The 15907-nt window shown below is 63.3% G+C and carries 14 protein-coding genes; 4 read left to right on the top strand and 10 right to left on the bottom strand.

Going from position 1 to position 15907, the window contains the following annotated elements:
* Window positions 1-28: 28 nt before the first annotated feature.
* Window positions 29-1633: an arylsulfatase gene (locus tag AB9K34_RS16260; protein WP_369955482.1), complete on the bottom strand. Its 1605-nt coding sequence runs from the start codon at window positions 1631-1633 to the stop codon at window positions 29-31.
* Window positions 1634-1881: 248 nt separating this feature from the next.
* Here AB9K34_RS16260 and AB9K34_RS16255 point away from each other — a divergent pair, with 248 nt between their 5' ends.
* Window positions 1882-2565, top strand: a complete 684-nt coding sequence (locus AB9K34_RS16255) for a Crp/Fnr family transcriptional regulator (protein ID WP_369955481.1) — start codon at window positions 1882-1884, stop codon at window positions 2563-2565.
* A 68-nt stretch (window positions 2566-2633) separates the two neighbouring features.
* On the top strand, window positions 2634-4583 hold the full coding sequence (locus tag AB9K34_RS16250) for a multiheme c-type cytochrome (protein ID WP_369955480.1): 1950 nt from the start codon (window positions 2634-2636) through the stop codon (window positions 4581-4583).
* Between the two features lie 28 nt (window positions 4584-4611).
* On the opposite strand, the gene AB9K34_RS16245 is transcribed toward AB9K34_RS16250, so the two are convergent.
* From AB9K34_RS16245 to AB9K34_RS16225, 5 genes are read right to left on the bottom strand one after another with little or no spacing between them, the layout of a single operon-like run.
* Entirely contained in the window at window positions 4612-5193 is a 582-nt protein-coding gene (locus AB9K34_RS16245) for an amino acid synthesis family protein (RefSeq protein ID WP_369955479.1), read from the bottom strand.
* Window positions 5186-6040: a UPF0280 family protein gene (locus AB9K34_RS16240; protein WP_369955478.1), complete on the bottom strand. Its 855-nt coding sequence runs from the start codon at window positions 6038-6040 to the stop codon at window positions 5186-5188. Before AB9K34_RS16240 ends, AB9K34_RS16245 begins: the two co-directional genes overlap by 8 nt.
* Before the next feature lies 1 nt (window position 6041).
* Complete coding sequence (locus tag AB9K34_RS16235; protein WP_369955477.1) at window positions 6042-7493, bottom strand: 6-hydroxynicotinate reductase; 1452 nt, start codon at window positions 7491-7493, stop codon at window positions 6042-6044.
* The gene (locus tag AB9K34_RS16230; protein WP_369955476.1) at window positions 7486-10245 is read right to left on the bottom strand and encodes a molybdopterin-dependent oxidoreductase; all 2760 of its coding nucleotides are present in this window, start codon (window positions 10243-10245) and stop codon (window positions 7486-7488) included. Before AB9K34_RS16230 ends, AB9K34_RS16235 begins: the two co-directional genes overlap by 8 nt.
* Window positions 10242-11081 (bottom strand): xanthine dehydrogenase family protein subunit M, encoded by an 840-nt coding sequence (locus tag AB9K34_RS16225; protein WP_369955475.1) that lies wholly within the window; start codon window positions 11079-11081, stop codon window positions 10242-10244. Before AB9K34_RS16225 ends, AB9K34_RS16230 begins: the two co-directional genes overlap by 4 nt.
* 113 nt (window positions 11082-11194) lie before the next feature.
* On the opposite strand from AB9K34_RS16225, the gene AB9K34_RS16220 reads away from it, so the two are divergent.
* A complete protein-coding gene (locus AB9K34_RS16220) occupies window positions 11195-11626 on the top strand; it encodes a MarR family winged helix-turn-helix transcriptional regulator (protein ID WP_369955474.1) in 432 nt (143 codons plus the stop codon).
* A gap of 3 nt (window positions 11627-11629) precedes the next feature.
* Here the strand turns inward: AB9K34_RS16220 and AB9K34_RS16215 are convergent, their stop codons facing one another.
* Genes AB9K34_RS16215 through AB9K34_RS16200 form a run of 4 tightly spaced genes read right to left on the bottom strand, consistent with a single transcriptional unit; the run spans window position 11630 to window position 14896 of the window.
* A complete protein-coding gene (locus tag AB9K34_RS16215) occupies window positions 11630-12325 on the bottom strand; it encodes an ABC transporter ATP-binding protein (protein WP_369955473.1) in 696 nt (231 codons plus the stop codon).
* Complete coding sequence (locus AB9K34_RS16210; protein ID WP_369955472.1) at window positions 12325-13032, bottom strand: ABC transporter ATP-binding protein; 708 nt, start codon at window positions 13030-13032, stop codon at window positions 12325-12327. Before AB9K34_RS16210 ends, AB9K34_RS16215 begins: the two co-directional genes overlap by 1 nt.
* The gene (locus tag AB9K34_RS16205; protein WP_369955471.1) at window positions 13029-13973 is read right to left on the bottom strand and encodes a branched-chain amino acid ABC transporter permease; all 945 of its coding nucleotides are present in this window, start codon (window positions 13971-13973) and stop codon (window positions 13029-13031) included. Before AB9K34_RS16205 ends, AB9K34_RS16210 begins: the two co-directional genes overlap by 4 nt.
* Window positions 13970-14896 carry a branched-chain amino acid ABC transporter permease gene (locus tag AB9K34_RS16200; protein ID WP_369955470.1) on the bottom strand — a complete coding sequence of 309 codons (927 nt, stop codon included), beginning with the start codon at window positions 14894-14896 and terminating at the stop codon, window positions 13970-13972. Before AB9K34_RS16200 ends, AB9K34_RS16205 begins: the two co-directional genes overlap by 4 nt.
* A 140-nt stretch (window positions 14897-15036) precedes the next feature.
* On the opposite strand from AB9K34_RS16200, the gene AB9K34_RS16195 reads away from it, so the two are divergent.
* Window positions 15037-15906, top strand: coding sequence for a hypothetical protein (locus AB9K34_RS16195; protein WP_369955469.1), 870 nt, complete (start codon window positions 15037-15039; stop codon window positions 15904-15906).
* Window position 15907: the final 1 nt, after the last annotated feature.

The following is a 15907-nucleotide window of genomic DNA, read 5'->3' as shown; positions in this document are numbered from 1 at the left end:
GCGGGAACACCGCCCCGCCAGCTTAGAGTTACTGCGCCATTCCGCTCAATTGCTTTTCCAGAGTGCTCTGGATCTGATCGACCGAGAAGCTCGCCGCTTTTTGTGACGGCGGATATTCCTCGAAGGTCGAGAAGAACCGCGCAACCTCGGCCTGTGCCGGCACCATCAGGTAAGAGTGGTCGATCAACCAATCGTAATAGGTGTTCGACGTCCGGTCTGCCCGTTCATAAGGGTCCGATTGCAGGTCGAACAGTTTCGGCACCCGCAGCTTCGTGAAGGGCTCGGCCCAGACGCTCATTGTGCCCTTGGCACGTTGCTCCTGAAACACGAACTTCCAGTTTTCATAGCGCAGCGCGACAAGGGCACTGTCGTCATTGAAATAAAAGAACTCCTTGCGCGCGGTGTCATCGGCCTCACCGGTCAGGTAGGGCAGTTGGTTGTACCCATCCAGATGAATCTTGTACTCCTTGCCGTCGATGGTGGTGCCGTCCAGCAGACGCTGCTTGATGTCCGTATCGCCTGCGGCGGCCATCAGTGTCGGGAACCAGTCGAGCCCCGAGAACATGCCGTTCCTGACCGTGCCCGCCTCGAACCTGGCGGGCCACCGGATCAGCGCGGGCACCCGGAACGCACCCTCCCAGTTGGTGTTCTTTTCGCTGCGGAACGGCGTCGTACCGGCATCCGGCCACGAGTTCTGGTGCGGGCCGTTATCGGTCGAATACATCACGATCGTGTTGTCTGCGATGCCCATCTCGTCCACCGCATCAAGGATTTGGCCGACGATACCGTCATGTTCGACCATGCCATCCGCATATTCGGTCAGTGCGGTCAGACCGGGATCGCTGCGGTTCTCCTGCTTGACATGCGTGCGGAAGTGCATGCGCGTGGTGTTCATCCAGACGAAGAACGGCTTGCCTTGCTCGACCTGCCGCCGCATGAAGTCGATGGCTGCGGCCGAGGTTTCCTCATCCACGGTTTCCATGCGCTTCTTGGTCAGCGGCCCGGTATCTTCTATGGCACCGTCAGCCGACGACTTGATCACACCGCGCGGTCCGAAATTCTTGCGAAACTCCGGGTCGGCCGGGTAATTGAAATTCTCCGGCTCTTCCTCGGCGTTCAGATGGTAGAGATTGCCGAAAAACTCGTCAAAACCATGCGCCGTCGGCAGGAACTCGTCCTTGTCGCCCAGGTGGTTCTTGCCGAACTGACCGGTCGCATAGCCCAGATCCTTGAGTGCGGATGCGAGCGTCACATCGTCGTCACGTATGCCGATATCGGCGCCGGGCAGTCCAACCTTGCTGAGACCGGTGCGCAAGGTCGACTGGCCGGTGATAAAGGTCGACCGCCCTGCGGTGCAGCTTTGCTCGGCGTAGTAGTCGGTGAACATGATGCCTTCGTCGGCGATCCGGTCGATATTGGGCGTCTCGTAGCCCATCAGCCCAAAGCTGTAGGCCGAAATATTGGTTTGCCCGATATCATCCCCCCAGATCACGAGGATGTTGGGCTTTTGCTCCTGCTCCTGCGCCCCTGCAGGCGCGCCAAGTGCAGCAGAAAGCGCGACGGTACAGGCAAGCGCGGCGACCCGCCCCAGCCGACCTGACCCGCATCGCGGAACAAACGTTTCTGATAACATGCGTGAATTCCCCCGTGGTTTCATTTCTTTGGTCAAAGCCCATGTCGGGGCTTCTTTTTCCTGAGAACGACGAAAGCGCATTTCTGGCAGTGTTGGCTGGCTGGATTCTTTCCACTCCGCATCGCGACTACGGGTGAACAGAGTGCAACCTGACGCTATTTTACCTTTCGCCAAGTCCCTTGAACGTTGTGACACGAACCACGGTTGCAGGAATTGATCATTTGATCCAATTCTGGCAAAAAATTTTTATGACAATTGACCTTGAAGCAGCGGATCACCTCTTCAAATGCCGGGGATGGTTGTCGGATTGCCCGGCTACCCTGCGGCGCAGGCTTCTGGCCTGCGGTGGGCTGCGGCGTTTCAAAACAGATGACACGCTCTATCGCTTCGGTGACATGTCAGACGGGATTTACGGCATCATCGAGGGTCGGATCACGGTTTCGATTCCGACGGACAGCGGAACCATTTACGATTGCTATGCAGGCGGCCCCGGCTTCTGGATCGGTGATCTGGCCTCATTCTCCAAGGCCAACCGTCTGGTAACGCTGACCGCCGATACAAATGTCGACTGCTGGTTCCTGCCTCAGGCCCGGATCAATGAACTGATCCGCACGAATCCGGAATTCATCAGCCTGTTCTACGCGCTCACGCATCGAAACATGGCCGTCCTGATGCGATTGATGGCGATCCTCACCATACCTGACAAATCGCGCCGGCTCGCCGCATGGTTGCTGTTTTCCAATGACAATCTGCCGACAGCAGGCGGGTGGATCAATGCGTCACAGGAAGAGATCGGCATGAAAAATGTCATGTCGCTGCCGACGGTGCGCCGCCTGCTGCGACGGCTTGAAGACAAGGACCTGATCGAACTGGGATATGGCAAGGTACGCGTGACAGACTGGAACGGGTTGCTTGCATTCAGTCGTTCGTGACCCGTCGGCGGCTTGTTTCGAAAGGCGAGATGCCGGATAAGCGAATTGAAGCCATGGCAGGGCCAATCATGCACATTACACCTTTGATCACGATTGCGGCCTTGTCGATTGCTGTCACCACCGATGCAGCCACGGCGCAGCAGGCCGACAAGTATCCTGCCTATATCGGCAGCGATACCTGCTCGGAATGTCACGAGAAAGAGGCCGACGCCTGGCAAGGGTCGCATCATCAACTGGCATGGACAAGACCAGACGGCGATCATCTGCTGGGCGCGTTTGATGGTGAAACGATCTCGTCCGCCGGGTTGCAGGCACGGTTCCTGAGCCTGCCCACCGGTCCCGCAATCGAGACCGCCGGCCCGGATGGAAAAATGACAACCTTTCCCGTCGCCGGGGTTGTGGGGATCGAGCCGCTGCAACAATATCTGCTCGAAACCGAACCCGGACGGCAACAATCCTTTGATCTCGTTTGGGATCGCGACCGCAAGCTCTGGTATCACCTTTACCCGGATCAGGACCTGCGCCCCGATGATGGGTTGCACTGGACCGGTCCTTACAAGAACTGGAACGCACGCTGCGCGGAATGCCATGCGACCGGTTTCGAAAAGAACTATGAGACCCGCACAAGAACCTATGCCAGCACCCAGTCCGAAATCGGCGTGGGCTGCGAAGCCTGCCACGGCCCCGGCGCGGCGCACCGCGACTGGGCCCTGGCGAATGGTCGCTATGATGCAACGCAATGGCCCCGGCTGTCCGAAACCGGACTGACCATGGATTTCAACGCCGGTGCGGAAGCACAGATTCAGCAATGCGCCGGCTGTCATTCCCGGCGCGAGGCCTTTGCCGCCGGCAGCCCGCTGCCAGGAACACCGTTTCACGACTCGTATCGCCTCTCGACACTCAGGCCCGGACAATATCATCCCGATGGCCAGATCCTCGACGAGGTGTATGTCTATGGCTCTTTCCTGCAATCGCGCATGTATGCCAAGGGCGTCGCCTGCACCGATTGCCACAATCCTCACACGGCCGGACGGGTCGCCGAGGGCAACGCCGTCTGCACGCAATGCCACTCGCCCGCAGGGAATGACCGGTTTCCATCGCTTCGCCGCGCGCAGTATGACGACCCCACCCACCATTTTCACGAAGCCGGCAGCGAAGGCGCGCAGTGCAAGACCTGCCACATGATCGAACGCGTCTACATGGGGATTGACGGGCGACGGGATCATTCGTTCCGCGTGCCGCGCCCGGATCTCAGCTCTGAAACCGGCGCGCCCAATGCCTGCACCGACTGCCACAGCGACAAGTCGGCGGAATGGGCCGCCGAGGCCGTCACGCGATGGTATCCGGACAGCACTCGGCGCGGTCCGCATTTCTCGCAGGTGATCGCTCCGGCCCGCCGAAACCCGGCCCGGCAGGTCGAGGGCCTGATCGGCATTGTCGAGCACGAGGAATTGCCGGGTATCGTGCGCGCAAGCGCACTGGATTTGCTGGCGCAGGCGTCCTCGCCTGAAATCGCGGCACGCATGGTGCCGGCCCTGTCCGACCCCGATCCGCTGGTACGTGCCGCCGCCGTTTCGGTACAACGCGGTGCGGAACAGACGGATATTCTGGCGCGGATTGTCGGCCTGCTCAGCGACCCGGCCAAAACCGTGCGTATAGCAGCCGCCAGAGAGTTTCTGTCCCTGCGCATCGCGCGCATGCCGGACAGTTACACAAAAGCCCTGAACGGCGCGATGACCGAGTGGCAGCGCGCGCTGCTGGCCAACGCCGATTTCCCCGAGGCCCAGATCGTCATGGCGGGGATCGGGTTGACAACGCGCAATATGTCAGCCGCGCTCGGCGCCTTTGGCGAGGCGGTGGACATGGACCCGCAGCTTGTCCAGGCCTGGACAATGATGGTGCGCATTCACGCCGCGCTCGGCGATCGCGAAGCGGCACTGGACACCGTGAATCGGGCGGTCGCCGCCAATCCCGGTGATGTGTCACTGGGCCTGATGCGCGCCGACCTTGGCGGCTAGGGCAATCGGCTCAACCTCGCCAGCGGCGTCAGCGCAAACCATCCTCGCCCCTGACGTCTTCGACGGCCAATCCGCCCATGCGGTGATGGATGCGCGGGCCCCGCGCCATGGCCAGCGCGAACAACAGTTCGGCGGCACGCGGTCCGTCCGGCACACCGACCTCCATTCCGTCGAAATGGCTGCGCACATACGCCGCGTTGATATGACCGAGCGGAATGTCGATCCGGGTGCCGACCCCGCCCATCTTCATCGACGAGGGCACGATTGCCCGCGCCTCGCCCAAACGCTCGCGCATCGCATAGCCGCCGGGCACGTGCCATAACGCCGTGTGCTCCAGCTCACCGCCCTCTCCCGCAAGCGACGCCTTGCCATAAGCGTCGATCCCCTCGATCCCGCCCATCGCCTCGATCAGCCGGTCGGTCATTTGCAGGCCCAGCGGTTTCAAATCCTCCATTGCCGATTGCAGGTCGGCCGCATATTCCCCCGCGAACGGGTTGCGGACCAGGGCAACGATGGCCGCACGCCGCCGCGGCAGCGCCGGCGCAGGCCCGCCATCATGATGGATATCCTCGACAAAAAGCATCGTCTTGCGCAGGGCAAAGTCAGGCATACAATCTATCCCTTTCCGGTTGTGTGAGATATTCCGTCGCGCCCACCACCCGTTCATGCGGTCCGAGTTGCAGATGGGCGGAAATGATATGACCCCGCAACAGGCAGTCTTCAGCCAGTCGGGCACCGGCAGTGAGCGCGGTCAACATGTCGTCATCCGACAGCGGGCCGACGTCCACGGTCACCAGCCGCTCTCCCAGATCGCTGTCAGGCGCAATATCGCAGGCCCGCACCCGCCGGATCGCCGCATGTGTGGGCAGGTCCACGGCATTGGCGATCAGGGTTGCGGCGACATCCGCCTGTGCAGCCGTTCCGGCGAGCACGGTGACGCTGTCCGCGATGCCCAGCGAATGACTGCGACCCCGCCAACCCGATGTGGCAACGCCGCGAACGTGGCTGTCGGCACAGAGCGTCAGCCGTGGTGCCGAAGCGGTGGCAATGACCGAGGTCAGGCATTCACCCGGCGCGAGGTAAAGCGCAACATCGCCCCCGTTATTGACATAGGCCCGGCGCAACGGACCGGCAGCGCATAGCGCAGCCAGCATCTCGTCGGCAACGGCTCCGGCAACGGCGGCCATGGGCGTGACAAATTCCGGCAGATGCACCGACACCGCGTCCTGCATCGCCCGTGCGATCCGGCCGCGCGCGACCTCGGCGTGACCAGCAGGGCGGCGCAGGATGTCGAGTTCGGATGCAAGTTCGGACAGAAGCGTATCGAACCGCCTGGCGGCCCCGTGCAGCGCCGCCTCGCGCGCCTGCCCCACCGCGTCGACGATGAGGTCGACCGGGCCATGATGGAAATGCCATCGGTGCCCATCCGTCAGTACCGATATCTGTGGTCCCTGCATTTCAGCTCCGTTTCCGCGCCACGGCCCGCGAATCCGCACCGTATGCGCCGCCGGTTTCCAGGACATCGTCAAGGGTCCGAACCGCCCCGTCATGCCCGCCCAACGCGCGATAATCGTCGCGCCGCAGGGTAAATTCCAGCGGGGCCACAATCGCGGGCGTCGGCACGTAGCCAAAGGCATCATCGGGCATCTGGGTCACATCCGCCATCAGGGTAATGCCGCCGCCGGGCCAGACATAGGCCCGGGCGCCACCAACCGTCACCCGTGTCTTGAGCGCCTGGACCGAACGGGTCAGCTGCACCGGGTTTTTCGTCACGCCCGAACGCAACGATCCGCCAGCCCCGCCCATGAACATCACCGTGCACATCGCGGGTTCGCAATTCTCGGCGATGAGATCGACCGAGGGTTTCAACGCGTCAGGCAGGTCGGCGGGCTGTGGCACGAGCGCGTCATCCAGCACGTAATACCCCCATTGCTCGCCCGTGGTCGACACCATCAGCAGCGTCAGACCGGGGCGTGCGCCCTTTCTCGGATTCCAGTCGCCCAGGATGGTCAGCGGATCGGTGATGTCGGTGCCGCCCCATCCCAGCCCCGGTTCGGCGACCTGGAAATAACGTCCGGGGGTCGAACGCCGTCCCTTGATCCGAATGCCCGTGTCCGGCCAGCCCAGAACCTTGCCCGCCTGATGTTCACTGACGACACCGGTGATGTGATCGTCGACAACAACGACCTCGTCGACCAGCCCCTGCCACTGGACGGCGAACATCCCGATCGTCGCCGACCCGCAGCCGACGCGCATCCGCTCTTCCCGGTGACCGTCGACAACCGGGGCCTGCCCGGCCTGCACGACGACCTTCGCGCCGCCATCGACCTCGAGCGTGACCGCTTCGCGATTGCACAGCCGCATCAGCGTATCGCAGGTCACGCGACCTTCGGGCTTGCTGCCACCGGTCAGGTGATCGACACCGCCCAGGCTCATCATCTGGCTGCCATATTCACTTGTGATCATCAGGCCAACCGCTTCGCCTTGCGCCCGCACCACTGCGCCCTCGCGACCGATATGCCGGTCGGTGTCGATCTTTACCTTGACACCGCAATAGGAAAAGATCGCTTCGGTCACCACGGTTACAAAGTCCACACCGTCGATTTCGCGGCTGACGATGAACGGCGCGGGCTTGTAGTCGGGATAGGTCGTGCCCGACCCCACCGCAGTCACAAAAAGATCGTCCCCGGCCACCAGCCCGCCATCCCAGTCGGATTTGAGAAACGGCCGGATTTCGCCGCCCTGTTCGATCCGCCGGTCCAGAACCGTCAGCGGATCACAGCGGATGATTCGCCCGTCCCGGTTGGCATAGCGGTCGCAGGCCCCGATCTTGCCCTCCGCGATATAACACATCACCGGGCAGGCATCGCAACGTATCTTGTCCGCCGGCGTGGTCCGTTGCCTATCCATCGGCCCGCCCCCCCTGCGCGGCCCGGATCGCCGCCAGAACCCGATGCGGCAGTGCCGGCAACCGGGTGATCCGCGCGCCGCTCGCGTCCCGGATCGCGTTCAGGATCGCCGGGGCGGTCGGGATCAGAACATGTTCTCCCAATCCCTTGGCCCCCATCGGTCCCTCCGGATCGGGTTTCTCGATCAGGATCGACCGTATTTCCGGCATATCGCCGGTTGTCGGGATCAGGTAATCATGCAGGTTCTCGGTGCGCCCCGGAAGGTACTCCTCCATCAGCGCCATGCCGAGCCCCTGTGCTATGCCGCCTTCGATCTGACCCTCGGCCAGCAGCGGGTTGATGACCTTGCCGAGATCATGCGCGGCCGTGATCCGCTGCACCCGGACGGTGCCGAGTGTCATGTCGACATCCAGTTCGACAAGCTGGGCCCCGTAGCCATAGACCGCATAGGGGCGCCCCTGCCCGTTTTCATCCAGCGACAGTGTCGGCGGGTCATAGCTCTGCTCGGCCATGATCACGTAGCCACGGGAATTCACCGAAAGGTCCGACAAGGCGATGCTGCGTCGCTCTTCGCCGTCTGTCACATGCAACATCGTGCCCTCAAGAACGATCCGCGCACCATCGCCCATGTTGCTGCGCGCCAGGATGTCCGCTCGCAGCGCCGCGCCGGCCAACATCGCCGCCTTGCCGGTAATAACCGTCTGGCGCGAGGCCGAGGTCTTGCCGCAATCCGGTGTCATCGCGGTATCCGGGCCGATCAGGTCGATCTGCGCCACCGGCAGACCGATGGCATCGGCGCAGATTTGGGCGATCACCGTATTCGACCCCTGCCCGATATCGGTTGCCCCCTGATGCAGGACGAGCCGACCGTCAGGCGTGAGCCCGACACGAATGGTCGAAGGGTTCGGCAGCGCGGTATTGCCACAGCCATACCAACAGGCGGCGACGCCGATTCCGCGTCTGACATGACCTTCGCGCGCATTCATCGCGGCTGCGACCCTCTGCGCCTCGCTCCACGGATCGCGCAGCGCGTCAAGACAGTCGACAATCCCGACCCCGTACAGTTCCTGCCCGCAGACCGACCGGTCCCCGTCCCGCAGGGCATTGAGCCGCCGGAACGCCAGCCGGTCCATTCCGAGATCGTTTGCCAGGTCGTCAAACAGCGTTTCCTGCACAATTGCGGCCTGCGGCACCCCAAAGCCGCGAAACGCACCGGCGACGGGACCATTGGTATGAACGGCGCGCGCTTCGCTGTGATAATGCGGAATGCGGTAAGGACCCGAGGCATGCACCGGCACGCGCACCGCGACCGTCGGCCCCCAGCTGGCATAGGCACCGGTATCGAAATCTCCGTCGAACTGCATCCCGGTGACGCGCCCTTGCCCGTCTGCCGCGATCCGCGCGGTCATTCGCGCCGGGTGACGTTTGGTGGTCGAGCGCATGCTTTCGCTGCGTGAATAGACCATGCGCGCCGCACGTCCGGTCTTGAGCGCGACAAGCCCGATCAAAGGTTGCAGCGACAGATCGAGCTTGGATCCGAACCCGCCACCGGTTGCCGACGGGATGATCCGCACCTGCTCGGGCGGGAGCCCGAGAACGCGCGCGGTATCGTCACGGTCCATGACCGGCGCCTGCGTACAGGCCCGGATGACCAGGCTCCCGTCATCCATCCAGGCGACACCGGCCTCGGGTTCGATATAGGCGTGTTCCACATGGGTGGTCCGGAATTCGGCCGTCGCAACATGCGCCGCCCCGGCAATCGCAGCCGCCGGATCCCCACACCGGACCTTGCCGGTGATCAGGATGTTGTCGCTTCGCTCGGGATGTATCGAACCCGCCCCCGCCTGCCGCGCCGTGTCCGGTGTGGCCAGGTCATTCTCCGGCTGCCATGTCACGGGAAAGCTGCCAAGGTCGAGCATTTCCATCTGGTCCGGCATGCCCGCGACGAGGGCCACGGCCTCGCCCCGCATCCGGACATGACGCTCCGCGAGGGCCGGTTGATCCGCAAAGCTCGGGATCACGCCAAACCGGTTTTCGCCGGGGATGTCAGCGGCGGTGAAAACCAGCAGGTCGCCAGCCTGAGCCGCGACCCATTCCGCGATGTCGCCAAAATGAAACCGCGCGGCGGCATGGGGCGAGCGGACCGCCCGCACCAGCAACGCATCTTCCGGACAATGATCGGCACCGAACATCTCGGATCCGGCGACTTTGGCGGCCCCGTCGAGCCGGGACATGCGGGCACCCACCGCGGCACCGACATCGGGCATATCGGGCAACGCCTGCGCGGCGGAGAGATCGACATCCATCACGGCGGCAATGATCTTGGAATAGCCGGTACACCGGCACAGCACCCCGCCAAGCGCCGCTTCGGCCTGGAGGCGGGTCGGCTTGGGCGTTTCGCGCAACAGCGCGGTCGCCGCCATCAGCATACCCGGCGTGCATATGCCGCACTGCGCCGCGCCGTGGCGCTGAAACGCCTGCTGCAAGCCGAGCAGTATTCCGTCGCGCGACAAGCCTTCGACAGTTTCGATACGCCGGCCCCGCGCCTGCGCCACCGGAGTGAGGCAGGCGCAGACAGCAGACCCGTCCAGAAGCACCGTGCAGGCACCGCAATCACCCGCGTCACAGCCAACCTTGGTGCCGGTCAGTCCAAGCTCACCACGCAAGGCCTCGGACAATCGTCGCCCCGGCGCACAGCCGAGCGTGACCGGCGTGCCGTTGACCGTCATCTGCGGGGCGACATGGTCTTTCATGGCGTCCCCACCGTCCCGGCCAGCGCACGATTGATGAGTTCGGCAGCCGCCCCGCTTCGATAGGATGCGTCCGCACGGATGTCGGAGATCGGGGACAGGCACGCCGCCACTTGCGCGGCGCTGACGCCATCGGCAAGTTCCTGCACCGGGCGTCCGATCAAATCACGTTCCAGATCGCGCAGACGAACGGCCACGGCACTGCAGGAGCCGACAGCAAGCGCGAGATCGCTGATCGTATCATCGGCCACCGCCACCCTGACGGCAACCATCGTGATCGAAATGACCAGGTATTTTCGCGCACCGAGTTTGAGAAACCTGCTGTTCCCGTGACCGGCCCGCGCGGGAACATGAACCGCCGTCAGCAATTCGTCCGGGCGGCGGCGGGTCTGCCGTACATCGACGAGAAACTCCGCAAGCGGCAGACGCCGCGTGCCCCCCGTGCCGATCAGTTCCACTTCGGCATCCAGCGCCAGCAATGGCGGCACACCATCCGCCGCAGGCGAAGCGTTGCAGAGATTTCCCGCCACCGTCCCGGCATTCTGGATCTGTCGCGAACCAACTTCGACTGCGGCCTGTTTCAGCATGTCAAAGGCGGTGGGTAGCGAAGCGACACGCAAATCCGACCATGTCGTTGTCGCGCCGATACGCCAGCCGTCATCTGTCTGCGCGATGCCGCGCAAACCATTTATCGCGGTAATGTCAAGGATCGGACCCGTCAATTCCGGATACTCGGTCGCCGGGAACAGGTCGGTGCAACCGGCCGCAACCACCGCGCCCGTCTCGGCCAGCACGCCGAGCGCATCGGTCAGTGTGTCGGGCCGATAATAGCTGGACACGAGAAATCCTTGGTGTTTGGGACCGTAATCTTGTTAGTGTACGAACAGATTTTGCGGTACGCCCCGTGACCTGTCAATAAAAACTCAAAAGCAAGCCAAGAGAGAACGCGGGAATGTCACAACAGCCAACCGATGACGCGGACTACGTGCTTGACCGACAAGTCGGCTTCATCATGCGGCAAGCCAATCAACGGCACCTCTCGATCTTTGCCCGTCATATCCCCGAGCTGACTCCGATGCAGTTCGCCGCCCTTGCACAGCTTTGTGCATTGGGCCCGGTGTCGCAGAATGCCCTCGGGCGGGCGACCGCGATGGATGCGGCGACGATCAAGGGCGTGATCGACCGGCTGCGTCTCAAGGGCTACATCGCCTCTGCCGCCGATCCCGACGACCTGCGGCGGGTCCTGCTGACGGCAACCGGCGAAGGCCGGGCGGCCTTTGACGCGCTGGTACCCCTGGCCCAGGGGATAACCGCCGAAACGCTGGACCCGCTGGACCCGGCCGAACGCGCCGAGTTCCTGCGCCTGCTGTCCAAGCTGCGCTGATCCTCAGACTCCGAGATGCCGCTCGAGTATCGCGTGATCCTGGCGCAGGGTCGCCGCGTCGAGCGTTTCGAGATTCTGGCCGTTCTCGATAAAGCACACCCGGTCGGCAACCGACAGGACCGCATCGACACGCTGCTCCACCAGCAGGACCGCGACACCGCGATCCCGCATCACCGTGATGACCTCGCGGATCGCCTCGATCATCGACGGCTGTAGGCCTTCGGTCGGCTCATCCAGCAAAAGCACCTTGGGTTGCAGGCACAGCGCGCGGGCGGTGGCGAGCATCTGCTGCTCGCCACCCGACAGGGTTTCGGCGCGCTGGTGCAGGCGTTCGCGCAAGCGCGGAAACAGCGTCAGCACATCCTCCAGCACCTCGGGTCCGGAGTCGCGCGCCATCAGGCCGATCTCGAGATTCTGCGCCACGCTCAATTCGGTGAACAGCCGCCGGCCCTGCGGGATATAGCCGATCCCGGCCCTGGGAACATGATGCGCCGGCAATGCACCGATGCTCTGCCCGTCAAGACGGATGTCCCCCGACAGCAACGGCAACAGGCCCATGATCGCCTTCATTGTCGTGGTCTTGCCAGCGCCATTACGCCCCAACAGGCACAGGATCTCGCCCGCGCGGACCGAGAAGCTCAGATCACGCAGGATTTGCGCCGCACCGTAGGCCACGTTGATTCCTGATACTTCGAGCATCAACCGGTCCCCAGATAGGCCGCCTGCACCGCCCGGTCGGCGCGGATTTCACCGGGCGTGCCTTCGGCAAGAACCTGACCGAAATTCAGCACCGTGATCTGGTCGGCCGTCTCCATCACCACCGCCATGTTGTGTTCGATCAACAGGATCGTGGACGTGGCCGAGAGATCGCGCACCAGCGTCTTGAACGCCTCGATCTCGCTGTCCGCAAGCCCCTGTGTCGGTTCATCCAGGATGAGCAGGCGGGGCTGCTGCACGACCCCCATGGCGATTTCAAGCAGCCTTTGATGCCCATAGGAGAGTTCGCTGGCATTCTGCCCGGGCGGTTCGTGAAGGCCGACACGTTCCAGTGCATCGGCCACCGCGATATCCACATCCGCGCCGCGCAGGCTCCGCCGGGCCGCCAGCGCCACATTCTCGGCAATCGTGAGATTGGCAAAGACCGAGGTGATCTGAAACGTGTAGGCGATGCCCAGGTTGATACGCTTGTGCGCGGGCAGGTCCGAAATATCGCGATCGTCGAAACGAACCGTGCCCGCGGTCGGTTCGACCCGGCCACAGAGCATGCCGACAAAGGTGGTCTTGCCGGCCCCGTTGGGTCCGATCAGCGCGCGAACCTGCCCCCGGGGCAAATCGAAATCCACGTTCTCGACCGCATGCAGGCCGGCGAATTGCTTGGTGAGCCCACGGGTCGCCAACAGGGTCATGGCAGGCCCCGCCAGAACCGTTTGCGAATTCCACCCACCAGCCCCTGCGGCGCAAACAGCGTCAGCGCCACCAGCACCACCCCGGCAATCAGCATATAAGCCGTGGTGACACCGCTTGAGAGGTCGATCAGGTAGAACATGAACAGTGTCCCGATGAATGGCCCCAACACGGTGCCCGCCCCGCCCAGAAGCACCCAGAGCAGCGGAAAGATCGAATATTGCACCGAGGCAAAGCTGGCCCCGACATATCCGAACAACAGGCCATACACCGCCCCCGCCATCGCCGAAAGCGTACCCGAAAGCACCACGGCCCCCAGTTTGTGCGCGAACACGTCATAGCCCAGCATCCGCGCCCGCTCTTCGTTCTCGCGGATCGCCACAAGCACCTTGCCGAACGGTGCCCGAACCAGCCACAGCGTCAGCAGCAGGCAAAGCGCAAAGAGCGCAAATGCGGCAAAATAGCGATTGGTCGGATCGGAGAGGTCCAGCCCCCAGAGGATACGCTCTGCCTGTTGAATGACGAAGCCTTCGTCGCCGCGCGTGTATTCCCCGAAATAGAGCAGCGTGAGATACCCTGCCTGCGCGAACATCAGGGTGACGATCATGAAACCGACCCCAACCGTGCGCAGGGCCAGCAGGCCCGCAATCGTGGAAATCGCCACCCCTGCCGCAAGACCGCAGAGCAGGGCCGGCGCCGGCGACAGGCCGAGATGGCGGATCGCAAGCCCCATGCCATACATCCCGGCAGCAAAGAACAGGGCGTGACCAAGGCTGAGCAGCCCGGTGTATCCAAAGAGAATGTTGAAGCCGATCGCATAGCTGGCCAACACCATGATCCGCGCCAGATTGCCGTGGTGATAGGCCGGGAGCAGGAATTGCAGCACGAAAAGCAGGACCAGCAATCCGGCATGCAGGATCAGCGTCTTGGTCCTGTCACTCATGCGCGGCGCACCCCGAACAGGCCCTGTGGCCGGAAAACCAGAACCAGAGCCACCAGCAGCGTCGCGAGAATTTTTGCAAGGGTTGGGGAGAAGAAGACCGAGATGATGCCGTCGGACAGGCCGATCAGGATCGCGGCGACCACGGTGCCCGGCAGGCTGCCCAGACCGCCGATGATGACCACGATGAACGACAGCAAGAGCGGATCGCCCCCCATCAGGTAATGCGCCTGCTGGATCGGCACGATCAGCACCGCCGCCAGCGCCGCCAGCCCGGCGCCGAGGCCGAAGACCAGCGCGTAGACCCGTTCGACCGGGATACCGAAGGCCAGCGCCATGTCGCGGTCAAGCTGTGTCGCGCGCATGATCAGTCCGATCCTGCTGCGCGCCATCAGCAGCCAGACCCCGATCAGGACCAGCGCCGCCGCAGCGATCACGCCGAGCTTGTAGGTGGTTGTCGACAGCCCCCAGGGCCAGTAGATCCGGGGCTTGCCCTCGACGAACTCGAACCACGGTATCGCCAGCCGCGTGTTGAACGGGGGTTCGACCGGACGGGCATCCGGGCCATAGGTCATCAAGGTAACCTGCTGGATTATGTAGAGTATCCCGATGGTTGCAACGATCGTGCGTTCCGGGTCATAGGAAATCCGCTTGAGGATCGTCATGTCTGCGAGCGCCGCCAAGCCGCCCACAAGCAAGGGCACGACGAGCAGCGCCACCGCGAACCCGAGCGAGGGGTGGCCCGCGACCTGGCTGCTGATCCACCAGGCCAGCACCGCGCCCAGCATAAAGAACTCGCCATGCGCAACGTTGACCACGCGCATGACGCCGAATACCAGCGAAAGCCCGACCGCCGTCAGGGCGAGCACTGCGGCTGTCACTGCGCCTTCCAGCGAAGCAAGCAAGAGATAGGGACCGATTTCCATTGCCGCGCACGATTGCCCAGGAACGCGGATTGGGCAAGGGCAAGCAGCGATCCGTTGTTGGAAAAACCCACATCCTGTTGTGTACTGGTCGCTGTCCGGGCATCAGACCGGTCGGGCCGTCACAGGGGAGGATTGTTCGCATGGCGAGGGTTTTGGGTTGGATCGCATTGCTGGTACTTGCCGGGCTGGCCCCCGCGTCGGCGCAATCGCCGGAAGAGATCGTGCGATGGATGTACACGTCGCTTTCTGCGCCCCCCGATGGCACGGCCAGGGGGCTGGCCTACCTGACCGCGCCCGAGCGGCGGCGCGACTACCTCTCGCGCGATCTCGTTCAACTCTACGACACCAACGATGTGAACAGCGATCACGGCAACAACCTTGCAACCGGCTGTTTCGAACCGGGGTTCGAGATTCCAGGCAACGATTATGACGCGGCCGAGATCGCGCGGAGCCTGAACGTCACCGCAGAGGGCGACACCACGCGCCAGCGGGTCACGGCGCAGTTCACGAGTTTTGGAAAGCCCGCCCTTATCTATTTCGATTTCGTCGTCGAAGACGGATTCTGGCGCATCGAAAACATGGGATATCCCGGTTGGGACATTTCGGATATCGATTGTGCCCCCCGATCGACGACCGGGGCCAGCGGCGCGGCGGGCGGAGGCGGAGCCAGCTATTGCTATCGCCGCGATGCAGATGATTTTCGCGTCTATGTCGATGCGGGCGGGGTCGCGGACTTTCGGCTCGAAAGCTGGCAAGCCAACGGTCATTCCTGCTTCGTTCAGGGCAAGGCCCAGCCGAACGCAAGCGGCTGGACCTACCGCGATCAGAGCGGCGGACAACCCTGCCAACTCGCGCTCGGCATCACGCCCGAGGGCGGCATCCGTCTGAGCGACGCCGACCACGCCTGCAAGATGACAAGTTGCGGACAGCGTGCTGTGCTGGACGGTCTGACATTCACGAGAGCGGAGCAGGTCGATTGCACGACCCTGCCACCGCCGGCGCAATACTGAG

This window comes from Sedimentitalea sp. XS_ASV28, assembly GCF_041224545.1.
Lineage (GTDB): Bacteria > Pseudomonadota > Alphaproteobacteria > Rhodobacterales > Rhodobacteraceae > Sedimentitalea.
The sequence above is the reverse complement of the archived record's forward strand: the minus strand, read 5'-3'. Positions and strand labels throughout refer to the sequence as shown.